Raw genomic sequence first — 20,673 nt, 5'->3', positions numbered from 1 at the left:
TCTGAGAAACGAGAAAAGCGCGCCGAAGGGCGCGCTTTGCATTTGGATTACGGTCGCGTTAGCCGCGCAGAACGCCGCCCGTTGCCTTGGAAACCTTGGCGATGATCTTCTCGGCCACCGCTTCGATGTCTTTTTCTTTCAGGGTCACATCTGTTGGCTGCAGCCGAACGGTGATGGCCAGAGATTTCTTGCCCTCACCCAGGCTGCCGCCAATGAATTCATCAAAGACGCGCACATCCTCGATCAGCGCCTTGTCGGCCCCGGCAGCGGCATTCACCAGCGTCAGTGCCTCGACGCCTTCATCGACGACAAAGGCAAAGTCACGCTCGACCGCCTGCAGATCGCGCAGCTCCAGCGCCGCGCGGGTCGCCCCGGATTTACGCGGAAGAGGCACCTCATCCGGCCAGATAGTGAAAGCCACCGCCGGGCCCTTGATGTCCATCGCCTGCAACACACGCGGATGCAACTCGCCGAAAACGCCCAGTACCTTTTTCGGACCCAGACAAATTTTGCCGTGCCGGCCCGGATGCCACCAGGCGTCGCCCTCGCGTAGGATCTGAACCTTGGCGGGTGCGCCGATGGCGGCCAAAACGGCCTCGGCATCTGCCTTGGCGTCGAACACATCCGCCGGGCGTGTGGCGCTATGCACATCCTTGGGGCCGTCGCGACCGACCAGCAGGCCGGTAATCTGGATTTTCTGATCGCCTGGCTCGCCGTCGTGAAAAACTGGGCCAACTTCAAACAGCGCCACATCTGCATAGCCGCGCGCCTGATTGCGGGCCGCCGCTTGCAACAGCCCCGGCAGCAGATCGGGGCGCATATGGCTCATCTCGGACGAAATCGGGTTTTCCAACTGCGTCGCTTCATCGCCACCGCCAAACAGCGCTGCGGATGTCTGATCAATGAATGTATAGCTGACGCATTCGTTATAACCCAATGCGGCACAGGTGCGGCGCGCCATCGACTGGCGGCGCTGAGTGGGAGTCATAACCGGTTTCGGAATGCCATCAGTGACCCTCGGCAGCGGCTTGCCCTGAAGCTTGGTCAGGGAGGCAATTCGTGCGACCTCTTCCACCAGATCAGCCTCGCCCATGACATCGGGGCGCCAGCTGGGGACATGGGCCATCTCGCCTTCAAGGCGGAAACCCAGACGGGTCAGGGTCTGGCGCTGCTCGCTTTCGGGAATGACCATCCCGACCAGCGATTGCACCCGGGCCGAGTCCAACTTGTAGGATCGCGCATGGTTTGGTGCTTTGCCTGCCTCAACTACTTTAGAGACCTCGCCACCGCAGATATCCAGGATCATCTGCGTTGCATGTTCCAATCCTTCCAGCGTGTATTCCGGGTCGACGCCGCGCTCGAATCGGTACCGCGCATCCGAGTTGATTTTCAACGCCCGGCCTGTCAGTGCAATTTGCACATGATCCCAGAACGCGCTTTCGAGGAAGACGTTCACGGTATCCTCGGTACAGCCGGTTTCTTCGCCGCCCATGATCCCTGCAATGGATTCCGGGCCGTTGTCGTCCGAAATCACCATCATGCCCGGTTGCAGCGTGTATTCCTTTTCGTCCAGCGCCACCAGCTTTTCGCCGCCCTTGGCCCTATGTACGCGCAGGTTGCCCTGAACCTTGTCCGCATCAAAGACATGCAGCGGACGGTTTTGGTCGAAGGTCATATAGTTGGTGATATCCACCAAGGCCGAGATCGGACGCAGGCCGATCGCCTTCAACTGATCCTGCAGCCACTGCGGGCTGGGGCCGTTCTTGACATCTTTGATCAGACGTCCGGTGAAATGCGGTGCTCCGTCCAGCGTGTCATCATCAATCGTCACCTTGATCGGGCTGACGAAATCGCCCGGCACCGGCACATAGTCGCGCTCTTTCAGCGTGCCGACCCCGCGTGCCGCCAGATCGCGCGCGATCCCGGCGACGCCCAACGCATCGGGGCGGTTCGGGGTGATTGCAATCTCGATCATCGGATCGACCTTTGCGGGATCATTCTCGGCCAGCCAGTCAACGAACTGATCGCCGACCTCACCCGAGGGCAGCTCGATGATGCCGTCATGCTCTTCCGACAGCTCCAGCTCGCGCTCCGAGGCCATCATGCCAAAGCTCTCGACACCGCGGATCTTGCCGACGCTGATGGTGATGTCCAGGCCCGGAATATACATGCCCGGTTTGCAGACCACGACGGTGATGCCTTCGCGCGCATTGGGCGCGCCGCAGATGATCTGCAGATCACCCTCATCCGTCGCAACCGTACAGACCCGCAGCTTGTCGGCATCAGGGTGCTGTTCGGCATAGGTCACTTTTCCCAGCGTAAAACCCGCCAGTCGGTCCGCCGGATTGACGATCTCTTCGACTTCGAGCCCCAGATCGGTCAGCGTTTCGGCGATCTCATCGACCGACGCGTCAGTGTCCAGGTGATCCTTGAGCCAGGAAAGGGTGAATTTCATCGGTCGTATTCCGCATAATCTTGGGTCAGCCCGCGTGTAACGGATATTCAGACAAGGGGAAAGAGGCCGTGTGCCACATGATCGCCTACTGTGCGGCAACTGTGTTGGCGACGCTGTCCGATCCGGCAAACACCGCCAAAATCCGCGCGATGTTTTCGCTCGTATTCTCCCCCACATGCGGGGATCGGAACGCTTCGACAAAGGCATCACCGGTTTTGTAGGTCTTTGTCCCCGCCGCGCCGTAATCGACAGTGATTTCCCCTTCCAGCACATAGGCCATCAGCGGAGCATTATGCCGGTGACTACCGGTCACCTGACCCGGCTGCATGGTGATGATGGCCATGGTGATCTGCGGCATGCCGTCCGGGTATTCCAGTGGCTCTCCGATCACGGACTTGTCCGTTTGCACCAACACATCAACAGGCGGATAGGCGTCGCGCGCCAGGGCAGAGGTTGCGGTCAGGATCGCGGCGGTCACCAGCAGGGGTTTCATCGGGCAAGGCTCCTTGGTCAGATGGCCTGCGCAGATGACCCCGGATGTAGGGGGCTGTCAAACGGGTCAGGGATAGGCTGGTGTGCGCCCGGCCAGCTCATCCAACTGCCAGCCGATCCAGCCATGCGGGATGAAATGCCCGCCCGGATGCGTGTCCAACGTGACCTGCCCCTCCGCGCAATCAGTCCACTCCACGCGGCTGAGGGTCAGGAAAGGCTTCACGCTCCAATCGCCACGCGGGGTTGCACCGTTGCAATCGAACTTCGCCTTCCACAACGCCACCGGATAGGTCGTGTCCCCGCCCGGCCCCAAGGGAAAATCCATCACCGTGTCATCCAACCCATGCACATGTCGCACCTGACGCGGGGCCTGCGGGCAGTCCTCGGTCTGGCGAATGCTGCCAGCCACAGCCAGCAGGGCCGCAATATCATTGCCGGATTGACAGACATAGCGCCACGCCATCGCGCCGCCATAGGAATAGCCCGAGACATAGATGCGATCCGGGGCGATGGGATAGCGCGCCGCCACATCCTCTAGCACCCGATCCGCAAAGGGGACGTCATCAGTGTCGGACGTCCAGAAATCCCAGCTTTTGCCGCGCCCGTTCGGGGCCACCAGCAGCACGCCGCGCAGTTTGGTGGCCCCTGCGATCCTTTCGTGGTTGACCACCACATCCCCCTGCCGCGCCCAACCATGGAAGTGCAGCAATACCGGCAGAAGGGTTTCGCCGTCCCAGCCATCGGGTTCAAGCACATGATAGGAACGGTCGCCCAGCGGGCAGGCTGTGTCGCCATGGCAACCATTTGCTGCAGCTTGGAGCGGGAGAAGAAGAAACAGGCAGGTCAGAATCCGAAACATAACTCGGAGCCTACCCGCCCCGTGCACGAAGTCACGTCACAACGCCGTGGGAATTCAGCGAAAGCAGCGCTATCGCCAGACCGAAGGATGGCGATCCCAAGACTGTGTAAGGCACTTTATCTCTGCCAAATCCGCGCACAGTTCGAGCGTTGCGCTAACGAAGACAAATCGCCAGCCCGTGCGGGCGGTGTCGTCCATTAGGCTTGAACCAATGGCGCCTTAATGAACGACCTATAGCGCGGCGGCCTGTCGGCCTTTGCTCCGCGCCCCTAGACTAGCTCAGAACCGCCTTTGCAAAAAACCTGATCAGCTGAAAGATCGTCTACAGCGGTACCAGCAACCAAATCACATCGCATTGCCATAACCAATTTCTGATAGGCAGTTGCGTATTCCCGATTTTTTTCATTGAACTCGTCTACAGTACTTTTGTTTGCAGCAAAGACTTCCATAACACTCTTGTCAGCCTCAATAGGCTGACCTGACCTTTTCGCATTTGCCTTTTCCATGCCTCTTACCAGCGCTTCGCCAAACATGGTCTTGGATGCATGAACGACGTCTTTCGGGGCCGTTAAGACTATCAAACTATGTAGGTTGGTTAGTTTTTCGACGTACTCAACAAAACTCTCAACAGGAATTGAAGCCATCCCGACATTGCGATCCATCAATACTGAAAGGTATTCGGCGTAGATAAGAGACCTTTTTTCCCTCAGATGCTGTTCTCGGTCCGATTTCCTCTGAACAAAAAACACCCAAATAGCACCTAAAAGCGCTGTAAACGGTGGCAGAGTCGTTTGCACTATGTCCAGCCATGACCAACCTTCAAAGGCCGTGCTGATGGCATCTGTCACCGAGACAAACCACCATGCAGGTTCGGCATATCCAACGCCGCGAAGCCGTAGTGCCTCAGCCACCGCAGGTCGCTATCAAAGAACGCCCGCAAATCAGGAATGCCGTATTTCAGCATCGCCAGACGGTCGATACCGATGCCAAAGGCAAAGCCCTGATAGACGTCCGGATCAATCCCACCGGCGGCGATCACCTTGGGGTGGACCATGCCCGAGCCCAGAATCTCCATCCAGTCGTCGCCCTCGCCGATCTTCAGCTGGCCGTTATCCCAAGAACAGCGGATATCGACCTCGGCCGATGGCTCGGTGAAGGGGAAATGCGAGGCGCGGAAGCGCAGCTCAACATCGTCGACCTCGAAGAACGCTTTCACGAACTCTTCCAGAACCCATTTCAGGTTCGCCATCGAGATGTCTTTGTCGATGGCCAGCCCTTCGACCTGATGGAACATCGGCGTGTGGGTCTGATCATAATCGGCGCGGTAAACGCCGCCCGGACAAATGATGCGGATCGGCGCGCCCTGCAGCTCCATCGAGCGGATCTGGACGGGCGATGTATGCGTGCGCAGCACGTGCGGCGGGCGCTCGTCGCCCCCGGCACGGTGCATATAGAACGTGTCCATCTCGGCCCGCGCGGGGTGGTGGCCGGGGATGTTTAGCGCGTCGAAATTGTGCCAATCGGTCTCAATCCGCGGCCCTTCGGCCACCGAGAAACCCAGTTCGGCAAAGATCGCGGTCAGCTCCTCGGTCGCCTGGCTGACCGGGTGGATCGAGCCTTGGCGGCGCGCGCGGGTCGGCAGGGTAACGTCCAGCCATTCGGTCCGTAGACGTTCGTCCAGCGCGGCATCGGCAAGACCGGCTTTCTTGGCGGCTAGGGCCGAGTTGATCTCATCCTTCAGGGCGTTCAGCGCGGGGCCTGCGACCTGACGTTCCTCGGGGGTCATCTTGCCCAGCTCGCGCATCTTCAGCGCAACTTCACCTTTTTTGCCCACGGCGGCGACGCGGATCGCCTCAAGCGCGTTCTCATCGCCCGCCTCGGCGATCTGCCCCAGATATTTTGCCTTAAGATCGTCCATGACGCCCTCTGAATTTGGTCGCCAACCTGCTATCGGCCCCGCCCCGCGAATGCAAGCGGGACCCGGTGGGTCAATAGCTGTATTCGGGATAAATTCGGGTCAGATCGCCGTTCCAGTCACCATTGTAGTGTTCCAGCAACTCATCCGCCGGAACCTTGCCGGTATCGAGGCTTTCCTTCAGCGCGTTCAGGAAATGCGTCTCATCGGGAACCAGACCACCTGCGCCGGGATAGGCCCGGGCCTTGAGACCACTTTCCGAGATCGCAACCACTTCGCGGGCAAGATCATGCATGTTGATGTCGCCAACCCGCGCCTGCAGGCCATTGACGGCTGCCTGAACGCGCAGTTCCTCGCGCGTTTCAGCATCCCAGCCCTTGACCAGATCCCAGGCCGCATCCAGCGCGCCCTGATCATAGGTCAGGCCAACCCAGAAGGCAGGCAGCGCACACAGACGCCGCCACGGGCCACCATCTGCGCCGCGCATCTCCATGAATTTCTTGATCCGCGCCTCGGGGAAGGCGGTGGTCAGGTGATCGGCCCAATCGGACAGGGTAGGTGTTTCACCCGGCAGCGCGGGCAGTTTGCCCTGCAGGAAATCGCGGAAGGACATGCCCAGCGCGTTGATATACTGGCCATCGCGATAGACAAAGTACATCGGCACATCCAACGCGTATTGCACGTAGCGCTCGAACCCAAAGCCCTCTTCGAACACGAAGGGCAGCATGCCGGTGCGCGCATCGTCCAGGTGCCGCCAGATATGGCTGCGCCAGCTTTTCTGGCCGTTGGGCTTGCCCTCAAAGAAGGGCGAATTGGCGAACAGCGCAGTCGCCACAGGCTGCAAAGCCAGCGCCACGCGCAGTTTCTGCACCATGTCTGCCTCGGACCCAAAGTCGATATTGACCTGAACCGTGCAAGTGCGCCGCATCATGGCGCGGCCCATGGAGCCTACTTTTTCCATGTAATCGTTCATCAGCCGATAACGGCCTTTGGGCATCAGAGGCATCTGCTCATGGGTCCAGATCGGGGCCGCGCCCAGACCTATAAAGCCCACGCCGATTTCATCAGCGATATCCTTAACCTCGCGCAGGTGGGTGTTCACCTCGTCGCAGGTCTCGTGGATCGTCTCCAACGGCGCGCCCGACAGCTCTAGTGCACCGCCCGGTTCAAGGCTGACATTGGCGCCGTCTTTTTCCAGGCCGATCAGGTGGCCCGCTTCGCGCACCTCGGCCCAGCCGTGCCGGTCGCGCAGCCCTTCAAGCACAGCCACAATCGACCGCGTGCCTTCGAATGGCAGCGGTTTCAGTGAGTCTTTACAATAGCCGAACTTTTCATGTTCGGTTCCGATACGCCAATCGGCTTTGGGCTTGCAGCCCGCTTCCAGATATTCGGCAAGTTGCTCGTGGCGTTCGATCGGTCCGCCGCCGGACTGGGGGATGGACATGAACCGTGCTCCGATCCTGATGTGTCTGTCTTGTTGGTCAGTCGTGGTCGCAAACGACGGCGGTGTCAATGCAACCGCATATGCGCAGGGCGCATCGGCTGACGCTCCCAAATTACTACGGGATGGACGGCCCCACCGTTCAATTCCGACAACATATGTTCTGTTTTCAACCCCGGCAGCGCCGAGAACACGTCAAACAGCGCTTCGGCCCCTTCGGCATTCACAGGAATGTGAAGTGTCGGCTGGCCAGGCTGTTCCAACACCCAATGCGCCGGATTCGAGGATGGGTCCAACGCCAACCGTTCGATTTCCCGCGTCGCGACCATGCCACCGTCCAGCGGGCCAAAATAGGATATCTGGCCTTCGTCGATGGTCACAACTCCGGGGCCACCGACGCCGGTGCGAAACCTGGAGCGCTGAACCCCGATCACGGCCAGTGCAAGCGACACCGCCACCAAAACCCAGCCCAACCAGCCCAGCAACCCACCCGGGCCGCTGATCCAGCTGAGGCCAACCAACAGAATGACACCGGCAACCAGCACTTCGCGCCAGCGCCACAGGGCCAGTTTCGCTTCGGGTCGGATGAAACTCATGCGGTATCCTCTGGGTTTATGAACAGGATGAGCGAGTACTGCCCCGCGGATTGAAAACCGATACCGATATAAGCACGCGCAGCGGAATCGGAAGCCGCAAACAAAACCGCGCGTTTCGCACCCGTACGGCGCGCCTCCTCCAGATGCAGCGCGACGGCCAGACGCGCATATCCACGGCCGCGCATTTCACGAGGTGTAAAGACCCCACCAATCTGCACGACTTCTTGCAAGCACGCGTTAAAACCAGTCATGGCGACAGGCCGATCGTCGACCAGCAACACACGATGAGAATCACGTGCGGTATAGGCGTCGCAATCCAAGCCAGACTGTTTTTGCGCTCGTGACGAATTGAATTCCATTGCTTCGATCAGGTAGTCAGACCGCCACCTTTCGACGATTTCACGATCAAACGCACCTAAAGGCACCAATTCTGCGCTTGTGGCATCCGGAATAGCAAGCTGTTCCAAATCCAGCGTGAAACCCGGTTCATCGCTGTTCAGCGTTGCCGGCCGATCCTCCCACCCCGCAAGACGCATGATCCGGCGGGCCTGTGTTGCCTCAGCCGCCATTCCGAACAAGGCACGCCCCCGGATCAGATCAATCGCAGCGGCCAGTTCTTCATCTGTGCAATCGGGACATTGCGGTAAAACCATGCCCTCATTCGTGATGGAGAACGCCGCACGGGGATCGTCGCCCAACACCCAGATATTAACGGCACGTCGGTCCGTGCCCCGCAATCCAAAATCACGCAGATTGGCCAAGGGGAACATCGACGTCTGAATGTGGCGCATTAGAAACTGGTCGATCTTCGGTACATCCGCCTCCTGCGCGAGACGCCAAATCATGACCAGTCCCCCAGCGCCTGCTGCCACATGGTCAGAGCCGCAACGGCTGCAGTATCCGCGCGCAGGATACGCGGGCCAAGACTGACGACATGGGCATAGGGTAAGGCGGTCAGGCGGGCACGTTCACGTTGGGAAAAGCCGCCCTCGGGTCCGATAAGGATCGCCCATGGCAACCCCTTTTCATGCGCCGCCAGGCGCAGGGCCGAGCCGACCTCGGCCTCGTTACAAAACATCAGTTGACGCCCCTCGGGCCAGCCATCCAGAACTCGGTCCAGCCGCTGCAGATCGGCGACCTCGGGCACGAAGGTACCGCCGCATTGCTCGGCGGCCTCGACCGCGTGGGCTTGCAAGCGGTCCTGACGGATACGTTCGGAATTGGTGAATTCTGTCTGCACCGGCATGATCCGCGCCGCACCCATTTCCGCCGCCTTTTCAACGATGAAATCGGTGCGTGCCTTTTTGATCGGGGCGAACAGGAACCACAGGTCAGGTGGCCGTTGCAGCGGTTTGGTCTGTTCGACACAGGTCAGTACACCGCCACGCTTTCCCGCTTCGGCCACTTCGGCCTGCCATTCTCCGTCCTGTCCGTTAAACAAGGCAACCTGCCCCCCCACAGCCAGGCGCATGACACCGAACAGGTAATGTGCCTGCTCGCGCGTCAATTCTACCGATTGCCCCGGACCCAAAGGGTGCTCTACATACAGTCTGATCTTTGCACTCATGAGACCTTACATATGCAAGGCAATGCGCCAACACCAGACGGTCAGGTCGCTGATGCGGTCAGCGGCAACTGGGTCGACACCTATGCGCCGGAATTCTCGCGCCCTTACCTGCGGCTGAGCCGGGCTGATCGGCCTATCGGCACATGGCTGCTGCTGATCCCCTGCTGGTGGGGACTGACGCTGGCCATCCTCAGCGACGGCACCCCGCGGTGGGAGGACCTCTGGATCGCCATCGGTTGTGCCATCGGTGCCTTTTTGATGCGCGGCGCGGGCTGCACTTGGAATGACATTTCGGACCGCGACTTTGATGCAAAAGTGGAACGGACCCGGTCGCGCCCGATCCCTTCTGGGCAGGTCAGTGTTCGGCAGGCCGCGATCTGGATGGTGCTGCAATGCCTGCTGGCATTGTTGGTTCTGCTGAGTTTCAACCAGGCCGCCATCGCCATGGGCGTGCTGTCCCTGTTGCCCGTCGCTGTCTACCCCTTCGCCAAAAGGTTCACCTGGTGGCCACAGGTATTTCTGGGACTGGCCTTCAACTGGGGCATCCTGCTGACCTGGGCCGCGCATACCGGAACGGTCGGCGGGCCGGCGATCACTCTGTACCTGGGTGGCATCGCCTGGACGCTGTTCTATGATACGATCTATGCGCATCAGGACGCCGAAGATGACGAGCTGATCGGTATCAAATCCACCGCCCGCCTGTTCGGCGCAGATACCGCGCGGTGGTTGAAGTATTTTCTGGCCGCAACCGTATCCCTGATGGCGCTGGCCATTATCGACGCCATGACAGGGCAGGAGCCGATTACAGCCATGTTCGTTGCACTGGCGGGACCTTGGGCAATGGGGTGGCATATGACGTGGCAACTGCGCGGGCTGGACACCGAAGACAACGCCAAATTGCTGCAGCTTTTCCGGGCCAACCGGGATACCGGCCTTATTCCGCTGATCTTCCTTTGCATTGCTGGGTTGCTCTGATTGCACCTCGGCGCGGGCCTCTGTAAGAGTCCTGCTCAATAACTTCAGGAGTCGTCTGCCCGCACATGCGCCTGCCCTATTTCCTAGCTGCCTCCCTGATATTCCTCGTTTCGGCCAGCCTATCGCTTGTGGCCGCAGGATATGCGGTAACCAAAGTTGAAGAAGCGTCGGAACTCGCCGTGCGGCGTGCGCTTGACCTAAAAGGGCATGACTGGGCCGAAGTCGAATCCGATGGCCTGCGCGTTGTCCTGACCGGCATAGCCATTGACGAAGCAACGCGGTTCAATGCGCTGACCGCAGCCGGGACCGAGGTTGATACCTCACGCGTTATTGACGACATGCAGGTCGCCCCCACCCGGCAACTGGCAGCACCGCGCTTTTCCGCTGAAATTTTGCGAAACGACAGCGGTATTTCGATTATTGGTCTGATACCCGCAAGCCAAGACCGCAGCGAGCTGATCGAAAGGTTGCGCCGGATGGACGGCGACACCGTTTCGGACCTGATGGAAACGGCGGATTACCCTATACCCGAAGGCTGGGACGACGCGTTGAACTATGCGCTCGAAGCGTTGACCCGCCTGCCGCGTGCCAAAATATCGGCCAGCCCCGGTTTGGTGAAAATCACCGCCATTGCAGACAGCCTGCGGGAAAAAGAACGACTGGAACAGAGCCTGACCCGCGCTGCACCTCCCAGTTTGCGAATCGGGTTGTCGATCTCGGCTCCGCGCCCCGTAATCACCCCCTTTACACTGCGCTACCTGATTGATGCCAACGGCGGCCAGTTCGATGCCTGCTCGGCCCAGAATGAAAAAGCGCGGGATGCCATCGTCGCTGCTGCCAAAGAAGCAGGCCTTGCTGGTCCGTTTAACTGTACAATCGGTTTGGGCGTGCCCTCACCCCGTTGGCCCGAAGCGGCAACGCTCAGCATTCGCGCCCTGTCCAAGATTGGTCAGGGTTCGGTCACGATTTCGGATGCGGATATCACGCTGGTGGCGGCGCAAGGAACAGAGGCTGGGGTCTTTGACCGTGTGGTGGGCGAGCTGGAAAATGCGCTGCCCGAGGTTTTCGCCCTGCACGCCGTCCTGCCCGAACCCGAAACCGCCGAATCCACCGGCCCCCCCGAGTTCTCGACCACGCGCAGCCCCGAAGGGCTGGTCCAAATGCGCGGTCGTCTGAGCAATGAGACATCGCGCGACATGGCCGACAGTTTTGCCCGCGCGGCATTTGGATCGGAACAGGTTTATACCGCCACCCGCATCGCCTCCGACTTACCCGCAGACTGGCCGGTGCGTGTTCTGGCGGGGCTGGAAGCGTTGTCTCTGCTGCATAACGGCGCTCTGACTGTTACCCCTGACGACGTTTCTCTCAGCGGGGTCAGCTACGACCCGGACGCCAAAGCCCGTATCGCCGGATTGCTGTCGGAAAAGCTTGGGGATGCCAAAGGTTTCACCCTTTCGATCACCTATCAAGAGCCGCCGAAACCCGCAGACAGCCTGCCCGACCCAGAGCTGTGCGAAGACCAGCTTGCTGAGGTTCAGGCCAGCAGCAAAATCGCATTCGAACCGGGATCGGCCACGGTTGCCGCGGATTCGCGCGATACCGTCAATCAGATCGCCGAGATTCTGCGCGAATGCGGCCCCATCCGGATTGAAATTCAGGGCCATACAGATAGTCAGGGCCGCGAAGAGATGAACCAGCAACTCAGCCAGGCGCGGGCTCAGTCGATCCTGAATGAGTTGCGCGGACGCCGCATCCCAACGTCAAGCTACTCGGCCGTGGGATATGGTGAAACGCAACCGATCGCAGACAACGATACCGAGGCAGGCCGAGAAGAAAACCGTCGCATTGAATTCCGCCTGATCCGGCCCGAGCCCATTGCCAATTCCGAGACCGGGCTTGAGGCGCTGGAGGCCGAGACAGAGACGCCAGAAGACGCCGCAGATACCGGCGCAGAGGATCAGTAAGTTGAACAGAATAGAATTCATCATTGCCACCGCCATCATCCTGTTCGCAGCCTTCTGCATGGGGTGGTTCGCCAACTGGCTGGCCCATCGTCTGTCTCGTGTTCGCCAAAGCGACGTCGCCGATCTGGATCGCATGAGCCAGGAATTGCATGAGGCCGAAGAAACCCGCGATCAGGCCATCACCTATCTGCAACAGCGTGAGGCCGAGCTAACCAATCAGCTCACCCAGACCGAGGCGGAACTGGGCGCTGCCATGGACGGGTTGCGCGCCGCGCGGCAGGAGGCCGAAGAATTACGCGGCCGGATCAACAACGCGGACTAAGAGAACCAGAGGAATCGGCAACTTGCGACACCCGCAAATATAGGGCCCCGTTGTGTGTTTCAGACACCTGCCAAACCGGGCCCGAAAATCCCTTCAGCTTGATGCAGCTTGGGCACAGTTCAATTCATGATCATGTCTCAGAGGTTGTTTCTGCCTCGTCCAGAACCTTGCGCGCGACACGAAAGCATTCCAGCGCCTGCGGCACGCCACAATAGATGCCGATCACGTGAATAATGGCCCGGATTTCTTCTTTGTTGACGCCGTTGCTGATGGCGCCGCGACAGTGGAGTTCCCATTCGTGCATCTTGCCCAGCGCGCCGATCATGGACAGGTTCATCATTGACCGGGTCTTGGCGTCAATCACATCGTCGCCCCAGCCGAAACCCCAGCACCAAGCGGTCATTGCCTCTTGAAACGGCCGGGTAAAATCGTCGGCGGCGGCCAGGTTTTTCTCAACATATTCCGCGCCCAGGGTGCTTTTGCGTTGCTCCAGCCCTCTGAGGAACAGATCTTGGTCGAAAGTCTCGGCCATCTTGGTCTCCGGTAATCGTCACAATGAAGCGGTGTGCTGAAGCACTCTACGCCTCTTACAGGTACTATCAACGCTTGCACTTTACACCGGATAAGAAAATGCGACGGATTTTCTAGCCCCTTGGCACGAGGATCATTCCACTGCCCCGCGCATCCAGTCTTGAAGACAGGCAATTATATGTACTGACATCGCTTCACCAGCGGGCTGCGATTGTGCAAGCGGTTCAAGACGTCGCGGCTATTTGAGACACCCAAAAGTAAACGGGCCGCCGTCTTAATGAGACAGCGGCCCTTACTGACTGAATGTCGGGGTTTGGTCTCGCCCCCTCGAATACCACTTAAAATGGACAGACTAACAAAAACTTTCGACTTCTTCGAGACCAACCCGATTTCTCAATCGGTGTGCATCCTTAATGCCTGATCTTTGAGAGCGCGACAGTGAACTAGTTCACATTAAATAAATTTATCTTCAATTCTTCCAATCAAAGAACCCGGGGCCGGCCTTTGTCAGTAGTTTTTCGGCCATTGCGCGCGCCATTTCTGCACCATCACCAATCACGCCAGTGGCGTCTTCGGCGATAGAATCAGACCCGTCCGGGCGCAGGACTTCTCCGCGCAGGCGCAGAATGCCACCGCTGATATCAGCCAGCCCGGCAATCGGAGTCTCGCAGGACCCGTCAAGCGCGGCCAGCAAGGCGCGCTCGGCCAAAAGTCGATACCCGGTTTCGCTATGATGAATTGCCTCCAACATCCCTGCAGCACGGGGATCGTCACTGCGGCGTTCGATACCGATTGTACCTTGTGCAATAGCGGGCAGCATATCCTCGGGCGAGATAGCAGTTGCGGGAACGTCGTCCATATTCAGGCGCCGGATACCTGCCATCGCCAGAAACGTGCAATCCGCTACGCCATCGGTCAGTTTCTTCAGGCGCGTTTGCACGTTGCCACGGAACTCGACCACATTCAGGTCAGGGCGCCGGTTCAACAGCTGAGCCCGGCGGCGCAAAGACGAGGTGCCAACCACCGCGCCATTGGGCAGGTCATGAATAGAGTTCAGGCTGGGCGAAATAAAAGCGTCGCGCACATCTTCGCGCGGCAGGAACGTGTCCAACACAAGACCCGCGGGCTGTTCGACCGGCATGTCCTTGGTCGAATGCACAGCGATGTCGATATCACCTCGCAGCATCGCTTCTTCGATTTCCTTAGTGAACAGGCCTTTGTTGCCGATCTCTTTCAGCGGGCGGTCAGCGTCGATCATCGCGCGATTGTCGCCGGTAGTCTTGATCACCACGATTTCGAATGCATCTTCGGGCAGATCAAAGGCTGTGCCTAACCGCTGCCGGGTTTCATAGGCTTGCGCCAGCGCCAGGGGCGAACCACGGGTGCCGATTTTCAGCGGTGAGGCGGGTGAAGGCAGGGTCAATGTCATGGACACAGCTTTAGTCGCGTCACATTGCCCTGACAATGGGGGCAGAGCTTGACAAATTGCCGCCGAAGGAAGACCCGTTGCCACAAACCAGACGATTGGGGGCACAGATGGCCGAAACAAAGAAACTGCTGCGGGCATTGGCAGGACAGGTGCAGGATGTGCCTCCGATCTGGATGATGCGCCAGGCCGGACGGTATCTGCCAGAATATCGTGCAACGCGCGCGCAGGCCGGGGATTTCCTGTCTCTGTGCTACAATCCCGAGCTTGCGGCCGAGGTCACATTGCAGCCGATCCGTCGCTATGGGTTCGATGCAGCTATCCTGTTTGCGGATATCCTGCTGGTACCACAGGCGCTGGGTGCGGATCTTTGGTTTGTCACCGGTGAAGGCCCGCGTTTGTCGACCATCACGCAGCAATCCGAGTTTGATGCGCTGAAATCGGTCGAGGATATCCACGAAACACTCTCGCCAGTCTATGAGACAGTGCGCATCCTGTCACAGGAGTTGCCGTCCGAGACAACCTTGATCGGTTTTGCTGGCGCGCCGTGGACAGTGGCGACCTACATGATCGCTGGACGCGGCACCCCGGATCAAGGCCCCGCCCATGCGCTGCGCGAGGGGAATACTGCGCTGTTCGAAGCGCTGCTGGACCGGATCACGCTGGCCACGATCGAATATCTTTCAGCCCAGATCGAGGCAGGCGCCGAGGTAGTCAAGATATTCGACAGCTGGGCCGGATCGCTGAAGGGTGAGGCGTTCCGCAAATATGCGGTCGAGCCGTGCCGCGTAATCACCCAGGCCATCAAGGAACGTCACCCCGGCATCCCGGTGATCGGATTCCCGCGAGAGGCCGGAGATGGCTATATCGGGTTCGCCAAAACCACGGGGGTTGATTGCGTCGCGCTGGACAATTCGGTCTCGCCGGAATGGGGCGCCGAGCATGTCCAGGTGGATGGTTGCGTACAAGGCAATCTGGCGTCGTCGCATATGGTGACCGGCGGTCAAGCGCTGGTGGACGAGACCCGGCGGATTGTCGATGTATTCTCCAAAGGGCCGCATATCTTCAATCTGGGTCATGGCATCACGCCCGATGCCGATCCCGACAACGTTCAGCGTATGATCGACGCAGTGCGCAACCGCTAGGCTTTGGGTCGGGCGTCCAGCTCGGCCAGTATGTCTTGTGTATGATCTCCGCGGCGCGGGCTGGGTCTGGGCTTCCACTCCCGCTCGGAAAACCGCGGCGCGGCGGCGGCCTGTAGCATACCGTCGGGGGCAAGCCAGATCTGGCGTGCTGTGTTCATGGCATGGTTCTGCGCTTCGGACGGGTTGAGCACCGGTGCAACACAGGCGTCACTTGCTGCAAACAGCGCCGCCCAATGATCACGTGGTTTGCCAGCAAAGATTTCAGCCAGCCGCCGGGTCAGCGCGGGCCAGGTGGAAGCATCATATTGCTGCCGAAATTCGGGATCGCCAGACAGGTCCAATATCTGCAGGAACTCGGCATAGAATTTCGGCTCCAGGCACTGCACCGCCACAAATCCACCATCAGAGCAGGCATAGGTTCGGCTCCAATGGGGACCGTCCAGAAGGCTGTGTCCGCGAGTATCTGACAGGTTTCCGGTTTGGCGCAGGCTCATCAGCAGGTTCATCATATGGGCCGAGCCGTCATAAATAGCGGCGTCCACGACCGTGCCCTTTCCTGTGCGTGCCGCATTCAGCAATCCGGCCAGAATGCCCGCGACCAGATACATGGCACCGCCACCGATATCACCCACCAAAGTGGCCGGGGTTTGCGGCGGTTGGTCCGGTTGCGACGCATACCAAAGCGCCCCGGACAGTGCGATATAGTTCAGATCGTGCCCGGCATTCTTGGACAAGGGGCCGTCCTGTCCCCAACCCGTCATACGGCCATAAATCAGCTTTGGGTTCAGATCGCGACAGATATCAGGGCCAAGGCCCAGCTTTTCCATCACACCGGGTCGAAACCCTTCGATCAGTGCATCAGCCGTGGCGATCAGGCGCCGGGCCACATCCAGATCGGCCGGGTCTTTGAGGTTCAGGCTGATCGAGCGCTTACCCCGATCCAGAACTGACTGTTCGGGCATGCCCGGAGTCGCGGCCTGCCCCTTGCGGTGGATGGTGATCACATCTGCACCGAGATCGGCCAACAGCATGGCGGCAAAGGGACCGGGGCCCAGGCCCTCGATTTCGATGATCCGAATTCCACTTAACATACCAGTCCTCCTGCCCGCGCAGGGTTTCGGGGCCAGCCAGGAAATGCAAGCCCGGACTGGAAAGGCCAATTGGAAAGCTGAGCAAAATGTGTGAATTGGGCCTGTTCTGTGGCTGACTCGCAGGGTAGTGTCGCCGCCAGAACGGGGGAGGCGCATGACAACAATTCTGTCCATCAGGGATTTGCGAAAGTCCTATGCCGGAGGTTTTGAGGCGCTAAAGGGCGTGTCTCTGGACATCGAGCAGGGAGAAATCCTGGCTCTTCTTGGTCCCAACGGTGCAGGCAAGACCACGCTGATTTCGACGGTGTGTGGAATAACGACGCCAACCTCAGGAAGCGTGACCGTCGGCGGCCACGATATCCAGACTGATTTTCGCGCAGCCCGCCGGATGATCGGTTTGGTTCCGCAGGAGATCGCGCTCGAACCCTTTGAAAAGGTCTGGAACACTGTGCGATTGTCGCGCGGGCTGTTCGGGCTTGGGCAGAACAACGCACGTATCGAAGAAATTCTGCGCAAATTGTCTTTGTGGGAAAAACGCAAAAACGCGATCAAAGAACTATCGGGCGGTATGAAACGTCGGGTTCTGATCGCAAAAGCGCTGGCACACGAGCCGCGTGTTCTGTTTCTGGACGAGCCGACCGCAGGTGTTGATGTCGAACTGCGCAAAGACATGTGGGAAATCGTGGCCGAGTTGAAGCAGGCCGGTGTCACCATCATTCTAACCACCCACTATATCGAAGAGGCCGAGGCCATTGCCGACCGTGTCGGCGTCATCGACAAGGGTGAGCTGCTGCTGGTCCAGGACAAAGACACGTTGATGTCTCAGATGGGGAAGAAGCAGATCGAAGTCATGCTGACCGAGCCCATTGAAACCGTCCCCGACAGCCTGTCAGCGCATAACCTCAAACTCAACGGCAAGGGTGACACGTTGGTTTATACCTACGACACAAATGCCGACCGCACTGGCATCACCACCCTGTTGAACGATGTGGCCGAGGCCGGACTGATTTTACGCGATGTACAAACGCGTCAGTCCAGCCTTGAAGAGATCTTTGTCAATATGGTGTCGGGAGAAGCCACATGAACTGGTCCGCCATTACTGCCATCTACCGGTTCGAAATGGCCCGGTTCTTCCGCACCCTTGCGCAAAGCTTCATATCTCCGGTCCTGTCGACATCGCTGTATTTCGTTGTCTTTGGCACGGCGATCGGCAGCCGCATCCAAGAGGTCGAAGGCGTCTCCTATGGCGCATTCATCGTTCCGGGGCTGGTCATGTTATCTGTTGTGACGCTGTCGATCTCGAACGCCTCTTTCGGGATCTATTTCCCAAAGTTTCTGGGAACGATATATGAGCTTCTTTCGGCGCCGGTGAATTTCATCGAGATCGTCATCGGCTACGTCGGAGCGGCGGCGACAAAATCGCTGTTTGTGGGTGTCGTGATCCTTGTGACCTCTGCATTCTTTGTGGATTTGCGTATTGAACACCCGCTTGCCATGGTGACATTTCTAGTCCTGACCTGCCTCAGCTTTTCCTTGCTGGGCTTCATCATCGGCATCTGGGCCAGCAATTTCGAGCAGATGTCTTTGGTTCCGCAACTCGTGGTGACACCGCTGATCTTTCTGGGCGGTACCTTTTATTCGATTTCGATGCTGCCCCCGCTGTGGCAGACCATCACCCTGTTCAACCCGGTCGTCTATCTGATCTCGGGCTTTCGCTGGTCGTTTTACGGCCTGGCCGATGTGCCGATCATGTTCAGCCTTTTGGCCATACTGGCGTTTACCGGCGTGTGTCTGGGCATCATCGGATGGATCTTCAAAACTGGCTGGCGCATCCGGAGTTAGGCCATGGACGGCGTTGCATTTTTGCCCATCACCTTCAGTAAATACGTCCACGCGACCGATAACGGTCAGCCGCTCCCTTGTTTACCGCGTGGGCGCACTCTACATCGGCACCCATGAAGGTCAGCCTGCCGTTTCTCAAAAAACAGCCAACCGTTTCGGTCGTGCGCTTATCGGGTGCAATCGGCATGTCCGGGCGCGGGTCGATGTCTGACACAACTCTGGCGCCGGTTCTCGAAAAAGCATTTCGCAAAGGCAAACCTGCCGCCGTCGCGCTTGAGGTCAACTCGCCCGGCGGATCCCCGGTCCAAAGTTCATTGATCGGTGCGCGCATTCAGCGTCTGTCGAAAGAACTGGATGTTCCCGTCTTCGCATTTGTCGAGGATGTGGCAGCTTCGGGTGGCTATTGGTTGGCAGCGGCAGCTGATGAGATTTACGCCGATGACAGTTCGGTACTGGGTTCGATTGGCGTGATCTCTTCGGGGTTCGGCGCACATCTTTTCCTTGAGAGGCAGGGTTTCGAACGGCGAGTGCACACGGCGGGCCATTCGAAATCCATGTTGGATCCCTTTGCCCCGGAAAAACCTGAAGATGTCGCAAGGCTTGAAGGCCTGTTACGCGATATCCACGAGAACTTCACTGCTCATGTCAAAGCACGACGCGGGGCAAAGCTTGAAACGGGTGCTGATCTGTTCACTGGCGAAGTCTGGCTGGCACGCCGCGCGCATGAACTTGGCCTGATCGACGGCATCGGTCATCTCAAACCCAAAATGCAGGACCGGTTTGGCGATAAAGTAAAATTCCGCCGTTACGGGCTGCGCAAGCCATTCTGGTCACGGTTCGGCGCCTCCTTGGCACAGGACGCGGTTGCCGGACTTGAGGAGCGTGCCGCATACGCACGTTTCGGTTTGTAACGTGATTATCAAGATCGTGACCCTCTTTTTGATTGCCATGGGCGTCCTGGCAATGTTCGGCAAACTGCGGTTCCCGGGGCAGAAAAAACTACAATCCGCAAGATGCCCGCGCTGTCATCGGTTCAGGATCGGTAAAGGTCCCTGTGCCTGCGAAAAAGGAGGCCGCGCATGACGGCATGGCTGTTATCCGGTCTCGGTTTGTTGATCCTGTTGCTGGCGGGTGATGCGCTGGTACGCGGTGCCGTGAACCTCAGCCTGCGGATTGGAGTACCGGCGTTGATCGTTAGTTTGACGATCGTGGCATTCGGCACCTCGGCGCCAGAACTTCTGATTGCAATCAGTGCAATTAAGGAAAACGCACCGGGCATCGCCCTGGGTAACGTTGTGGGGTCGAACACGGCCAATATCCTGCTGGTGCTGGGCCTGCCTGCGCTGCTTGCCACGCTGCACACCAGCGAATGTGACAGCCGCAAGAACTATGTGTTCATGTTGCTGGCAACTGTTCTGTTCATCGGCCTTGCCTTCTGCGGCGTGTTCAACCTGTTCAGCGGCGCGATTTTGCTGGCTGCTCTCAGCTTTGTTCTATGGACCGCCTTCAGAGAAGCCCATGCCCATCGCAAGGCCTGTGGCAAAGCCTGCGCCGAGGATGACGATTTTGATGGCCTGGAAGAAGCCGATCCAGACATGCCCTATTGGAAGATTTCAGTCTACCTGGTGCTCGGACTGATAGGCCTGCCGATGGGCGCACATCTTCTGGTCGACAACGCTACAATCATTGCCCGCACTTACGGCGTCAGCGAGACTGTAATCGGACTGACACTTATAGCGGTGGGAACTTCCCTGCCGGAACTGGCGACCACTGTTATGGCTGCACTGCGCCGACAAGCCGATGTCGCATTGGGCAATGTTATCGGGTCCAACATGTTCAATCTGTTGGCCATTGTCGGCATTGCAACCCTGTTTGGGCGCATTCCTGTTGATCCAGAATTCCTGCGATTTGATCTTTGGGTCATGCTGGGCGCATCACTCCTTTTGGTCCCCTTTGTATTTTTCAAACGGGATATCACCCGCGGATGGGGAATTCTGTTGACAAGCCTTTACGCGGTTTACGTTATTTCCTTGTTGGTGTGACACAAAGAGA

General features: G+C 58.7%; 21 protein-coding genes. 8 read left to right on the top strand and 13 right to left on the bottom strand.

Going from position 1 to position 20,673, the window contains the following annotated elements; genetic code table 11:
• Positions 1–58: 58 nt before the first annotated feature.
• From pheT to AC2FFB_RS05755, 9 genes are all read right to left on the bottom strand, one after another.
• Entirely contained in the window at positions 59–2,455 is a 2,397-nt protein-coding gene (pheT, locus tag AC2FFB_RS05795; protein WP_496874648.1) for a phenylalanine--tRNA ligase subunit beta, read from the bottom strand.
• 85 nt (positions 2,456–2,540) lie between these two features.
• Positions 2,541–2,948: a cupin domain-containing protein gene (locus AC2FFB_RS05790; RefSeq protein WP_271948559.1), complete on the bottom strand. Its 408-nt coding sequence runs from the start codon at positions 2,946–2,948 to the stop codon at positions 2,541–2,543.
• Between the two features lie 66 nt (positions 2,949–3,014).
• A complete protein-coding gene (locus AC2FFB_RS05785) occupies positions 3,015–3,806 on the bottom strand; it encodes a CE1 family esterase (RefSeq protein ID WP_496874647.1) in 792 nt (263 codons plus the stop codon).
• A gap of 269 nt (positions 3,807–4,075) precedes the next feature.
• Complete coding sequence (locus AC2FFB_RS05780; protein ID WP_496874646.1) at positions 4,076–4,654, bottom strand: hypothetical protein; 579 nt, start codon at positions 4,652–4,654, stop codon at positions 4,076–4,078.
• The gene (pheS, locus tag AC2FFB_RS05775; protein ID WP_496874645.1) at positions 4,651–5,724 is read right to left on the bottom strand and encodes a phenylalanine--tRNA ligase subunit alpha; all 1,074 of its coding nucleotides are present in this window, start codon (positions 5,722–5,724) and stop codon (positions 4,651–4,653) included. Before pheS ends, AC2FFB_RS05780 begins: the two co-directional genes overlap by 4 nt.
• A 70-nt stretch (positions 5,725–5,794) precedes the next feature.
• The gene (locus AC2FFB_RS05770; protein WP_496696530.1) at positions 5,795–7,165 is read right to left on the bottom strand and encodes a glutamate--cysteine ligase; all 1,371 of its coding nucleotides are present in this window, start codon (positions 7,163–7,165) and stop codon (positions 5,795–5,797) included.
• Between the two features lie 65 nt (positions 7,166–7,230).
• On the bottom strand, positions 7,231–7,758 hold the full coding sequence (locus AC2FFB_RS05765) for a hypothetical protein (protein WP_496701825.1): 528 nt from the start codon (positions 7,756–7,758) through the stop codon (positions 7,231–7,233).
• Positions 7,755–8,603 carry a GNAT family N-acetyltransferase gene (locus AC2FFB_RS05760; protein WP_496693532.1) on the bottom strand — a complete coding sequence of 283 codons (849 nt, stop codon included), beginning with the start codon at positions 8,601–8,603 and terminating at the stop codon, positions 7,755–7,757. The genes AC2FFB_RS05765 and AC2FFB_RS05760 overlap by 4 nt, the downstream gene beginning before the upstream one ends.
• Entirely contained in the window at positions 8,600–9,325 is a 726-nt protein-coding gene (locus tag AC2FFB_RS05755; protein WP_271948572.1) for a 16S rRNA (uracil(1498)-N(3))-methyltransferase, read from the bottom strand. The genes AC2FFB_RS05760 and AC2FFB_RS05755 overlap by 4 nt, the downstream gene beginning before the upstream one ends.
• 12 nt (positions 9,326–9,337) lie before the next feature.
• Here AC2FFB_RS05755 and ubiA point away from each other — a divergent pair, with 12 nt between their 5' ends.
• The 3 genes from ubiA to AC2FFB_RS05740 all read left to right on the top strand — a co-directional run bounded on the left by ubiA (position 9,338) and on the right by AC2FFB_RS05740 (position 12,586).
• Entirely contained in the window at positions 9,338–10,300 is a 963-nt protein-coding gene (gene ubiA, locus AC2FFB_RS05750) for a 4-hydroxybenzoate octaprenyltransferase (protein WP_496676706.1), read from the top strand.
• A 65-nt stretch (positions 10,301–10,365) separates the two neighbouring features.
• Positions 10,366–12,264: an OmpA family protein gene (locus AC2FFB_RS05745; protein WP_496874644.1), complete on the top strand. Its 1,899-nt coding sequence runs from the start codon at positions 10,366–10,368 to the stop codon at positions 12,262–12,264.
• 1 nt (position 12,265) lies between these two features.
• Positions 12,266–12,586 (top strand): hypothetical protein, encoded by a 321-nt coding sequence (locus AC2FFB_RS05740; protein ID WP_142635291.1) that lies wholly within the window; start codon positions 12,266–12,268, stop codon positions 12,584–12,586.
• A 130-nt stretch (positions 12,587–12,716) separates the two neighbouring features.
• Here AC2FFB_RS05740 and AC2FFB_RS05735 read toward each other — a convergent pair whose 3' ends face one another.
• Positions 12,717–13,118, bottom strand: coding sequence for a carboxymuconolactone decarboxylase family protein (locus tag AC2FFB_RS05735; protein WP_496874643.1), 402 nt, complete (start codon positions 13,116–13,118; stop codon positions 12,717–12,719).
• A gap of 468 nt (positions 13,119–13,586) precedes the next feature.
• Positions 13,587–14,546 carry a hydroxymethylbilane synthase gene (gene hemC / locus AC2FFB_RS05730; RefSeq protein WP_271948580.1) on the bottom strand — a complete coding sequence of 320 codons (960 nt, stop codon included), beginning with the start codon at positions 14,544–14,546 and terminating at the stop codon, positions 13,587–13,589.
• A 107-nt stretch (positions 14,547–14,653) separates the two neighbouring features.
• Between hemC and hemE the strand changes: the two genes are divergently transcribed.
• Complete coding sequence (gene hemE / locus AC2FFB_RS05725; RefSeq protein ID WP_496689096.1) at positions 14,654–15,688, top strand: uroporphyrinogen decarboxylase; 1,035 nt, start codon at positions 14,654–14,656, stop codon at positions 15,686–15,688.
• Here hemE and AC2FFB_RS05720 read toward each other — a convergent pair.
• Positions 15,685–16,779: a CaiB/BaiF CoA transferase family protein gene (locus tag AC2FFB_RS05720; RefSeq protein ID WP_496712314.1), complete on the bottom strand. Its 1,095-nt coding sequence runs from the start codon at positions 16,777–16,779 to the stop codon at positions 15,685–15,687. The two genes, hemE and AC2FFB_RS05720, sit on opposite strands and share 4 nt — an antisense overlap.
• A gap of 154 nt (positions 16,780–16,933) precedes the next feature.
• On the opposite strand from AC2FFB_RS05720, the gene AC2FFB_RS05715 reads away from it, so the two are divergent.
• A complete protein-coding gene (locus AC2FFB_RS05715) occupies positions 16,934–17,863 on the top strand; it encodes an ABC transporter ATP-binding protein (protein WP_496689100.1) in 930 nt (309 codons plus the stop codon).
• A complete protein-coding gene (locus tag AC2FFB_RS05710) occupies positions 17,860–18,621 on the top strand; it encodes an ABC transporter permease (RefSeq protein ID WP_271948588.1) in 762 nt (253 codons plus the stop codon). Before AC2FFB_RS05715 ends, AC2FFB_RS05710 begins: the two co-directional genes overlap by 4 nt.
• Before the next feature lie 34 nt (positions 18,622–18,655).
• Here the strand turns inward: AC2FFB_RS05710 and AC2FFB_RS05705 are convergent, their stop codons facing one another.
• A complete protein-coding gene (locus AC2FFB_RS05705; protein WP_281972608.1) occupies positions 18,656–18,835 on the bottom strand; it encodes a hypothetical protein in 180 nt (59 codons plus the stop codon).
• Between AC2FFB_RS05705 and AC2FFB_RS05700 the strand changes: the two genes are divergently transcribed.
• Together AC2FFB_RS05700 and AC2FFB_RS05695 are read left to right on the top strand one after the other, a co-directional pair.
• Complete coding sequence (locus AC2FFB_RS05700; RefSeq protein ID WP_496689103.1) at positions 18,825–19,532, top strand: S49 family peptidase; 708 nt, start codon at positions 18,825–18,827, stop codon at positions 19,530–19,532. The genes AC2FFB_RS05705 and AC2FFB_RS05700 overlap by 11 nt on opposite strands.
• A gap of 168 nt (positions 19,533–19,700) precedes the next feature.
• On the top strand, positions 19,701–20,663 hold the full coding sequence (locus AC2FFB_RS05695; protein ID WP_142635277.1) for a calcium/sodium antiporter: 963 nt from the start codon (positions 19,701–19,703) through the stop codon (positions 20,661–20,663).
• Positions 20,664–20,673: the final 10 nt, after the last annotated feature.

The sequence above is a fragment of the Ruegeria sp. YTSA219 genome (genome assembly GCF_059609985.1).
The sequence above is the reverse complement of the archived record's forward strand: the minus strand, read 5'-3'. Positions and strand labels throughout refer to the sequence as shown.

Coding starts and splice junctions, on each gene's coding strand:
- AC2FFB_RS05765 (WP_496701825.1), bottom strand. CDS start 7,758: ATGAGTTTCATCCGACCCGAAGCGAAACTGGCCCTGTGGCGCTGGCGC.
- AC2FFB_RS05710 (WP_271948588.1), top strand. CDS start 17,860: ATGAACTGGTCCGCCATTACTGCCATCTACCGGTTCGAAATGGCCCGG.
- AC2FFB_RS05770 (WP_496696530.1), bottom strand. CDS start 7,165: ATGTCCATCCCCCAGTCCGGCGGCGGACCGATCGAACGCCACGAGCAA.
- ubiA (WP_496676706.1), top strand. CDS start 9,338: ATGCAAGGCAATGCGCCAACACCAGACGGTCAGGTCGCTGATGCGGTC.
- AC2FFB_RS05790 (WP_271948559.1), bottom strand. CDS start 2,948: ATGAAACCCCTGCTGGTGACCGCCGCGATCCTGACCGCAACCTCTGCC.
- AC2FFB_RS05720 (WP_496712314.1), bottom strand. CDS start 16,779: ATGTTAAGTGGAATTCGGATCATCGAAATCGAGGGCCTGGGCCCCGGT.
- AC2FFB_RS05695 (WP_142635277.1), top strand. CDS start 19,701: ATGACGGCATGGCTGTTATCCGGTCTCGGTTTGTTGATCCTGTTGCTG.
- AC2FFB_RS05760 (WP_496693532.1), bottom strand. CDS start 8,603: ATGATTTGGCGTCTCGCGCAGGAGGCGGATGTACCGAAGATCGACCAG.
- pheT (WP_496874648.1), bottom strand. CDS start 2,455: ATGAAATTCACCCTTTCCTGGCTCAAGGATCACCTGGACACTGACGCG.
- AC2FFB_RS05700 (WP_496689103.1), top strand. CDS start 18,825: ATGTCTGACACAACTCTGGCGCCGGTTCTCGAAAAAGCATTTCGCAAA.
- AC2FFB_RS05755 (WP_271948572.1), bottom strand. CDS start 9,325: ATGAGTGCAAAGATCAGACTGTATGTAGAGCACCCTTTGGGTCCGGGG.
- AC2FFB_RS05735 (WP_496874643.1), bottom strand. CDS start 13,118: ATGGCCGAGACTTTCGACCAAGATCTGTTCCTCAGAGGGCTGGAGCAA.
- AC2FFB_RS05715 (WP_496689100.1), top strand. CDS start 16,934: ATGACAACAATTCTGTCCATCAGGGATTTGCGAAAGTCCTATGCCGGA.
- AC2FFB_RS05745 (WP_496874644.1), top strand. CDS start 10,366: ATGCGCCTGCCCTATTTCCTAGCTGCCTCCCTGATATTCCTCGTTTCG.
- hemE (WP_496689096.1), top strand. CDS start 14,654: ATGGCCGAAACAAAGAAACTGCTGCGGGCATTGGCAGGACAGGTGCAG.
- AC2FFB_RS05785 (WP_496874647.1), bottom strand. CDS start 3,806: ATGTTTCGGATTCTGACCTGCCTGTTTCTTCTTCTCCCGCTCCAAGCT.
- pheS (WP_496874645.1), bottom strand. CDS start 5,724: ATGGACGATCTTAAGGCAAAATATCTGGGGCAGATCGCCGAGGCGGGC.
- hemC (WP_271948580.1), bottom strand. CDS start 14,546: ATGACATTGACCCTGCCTTCACCCGCCTCACCGCTGAAAATCGGCACC.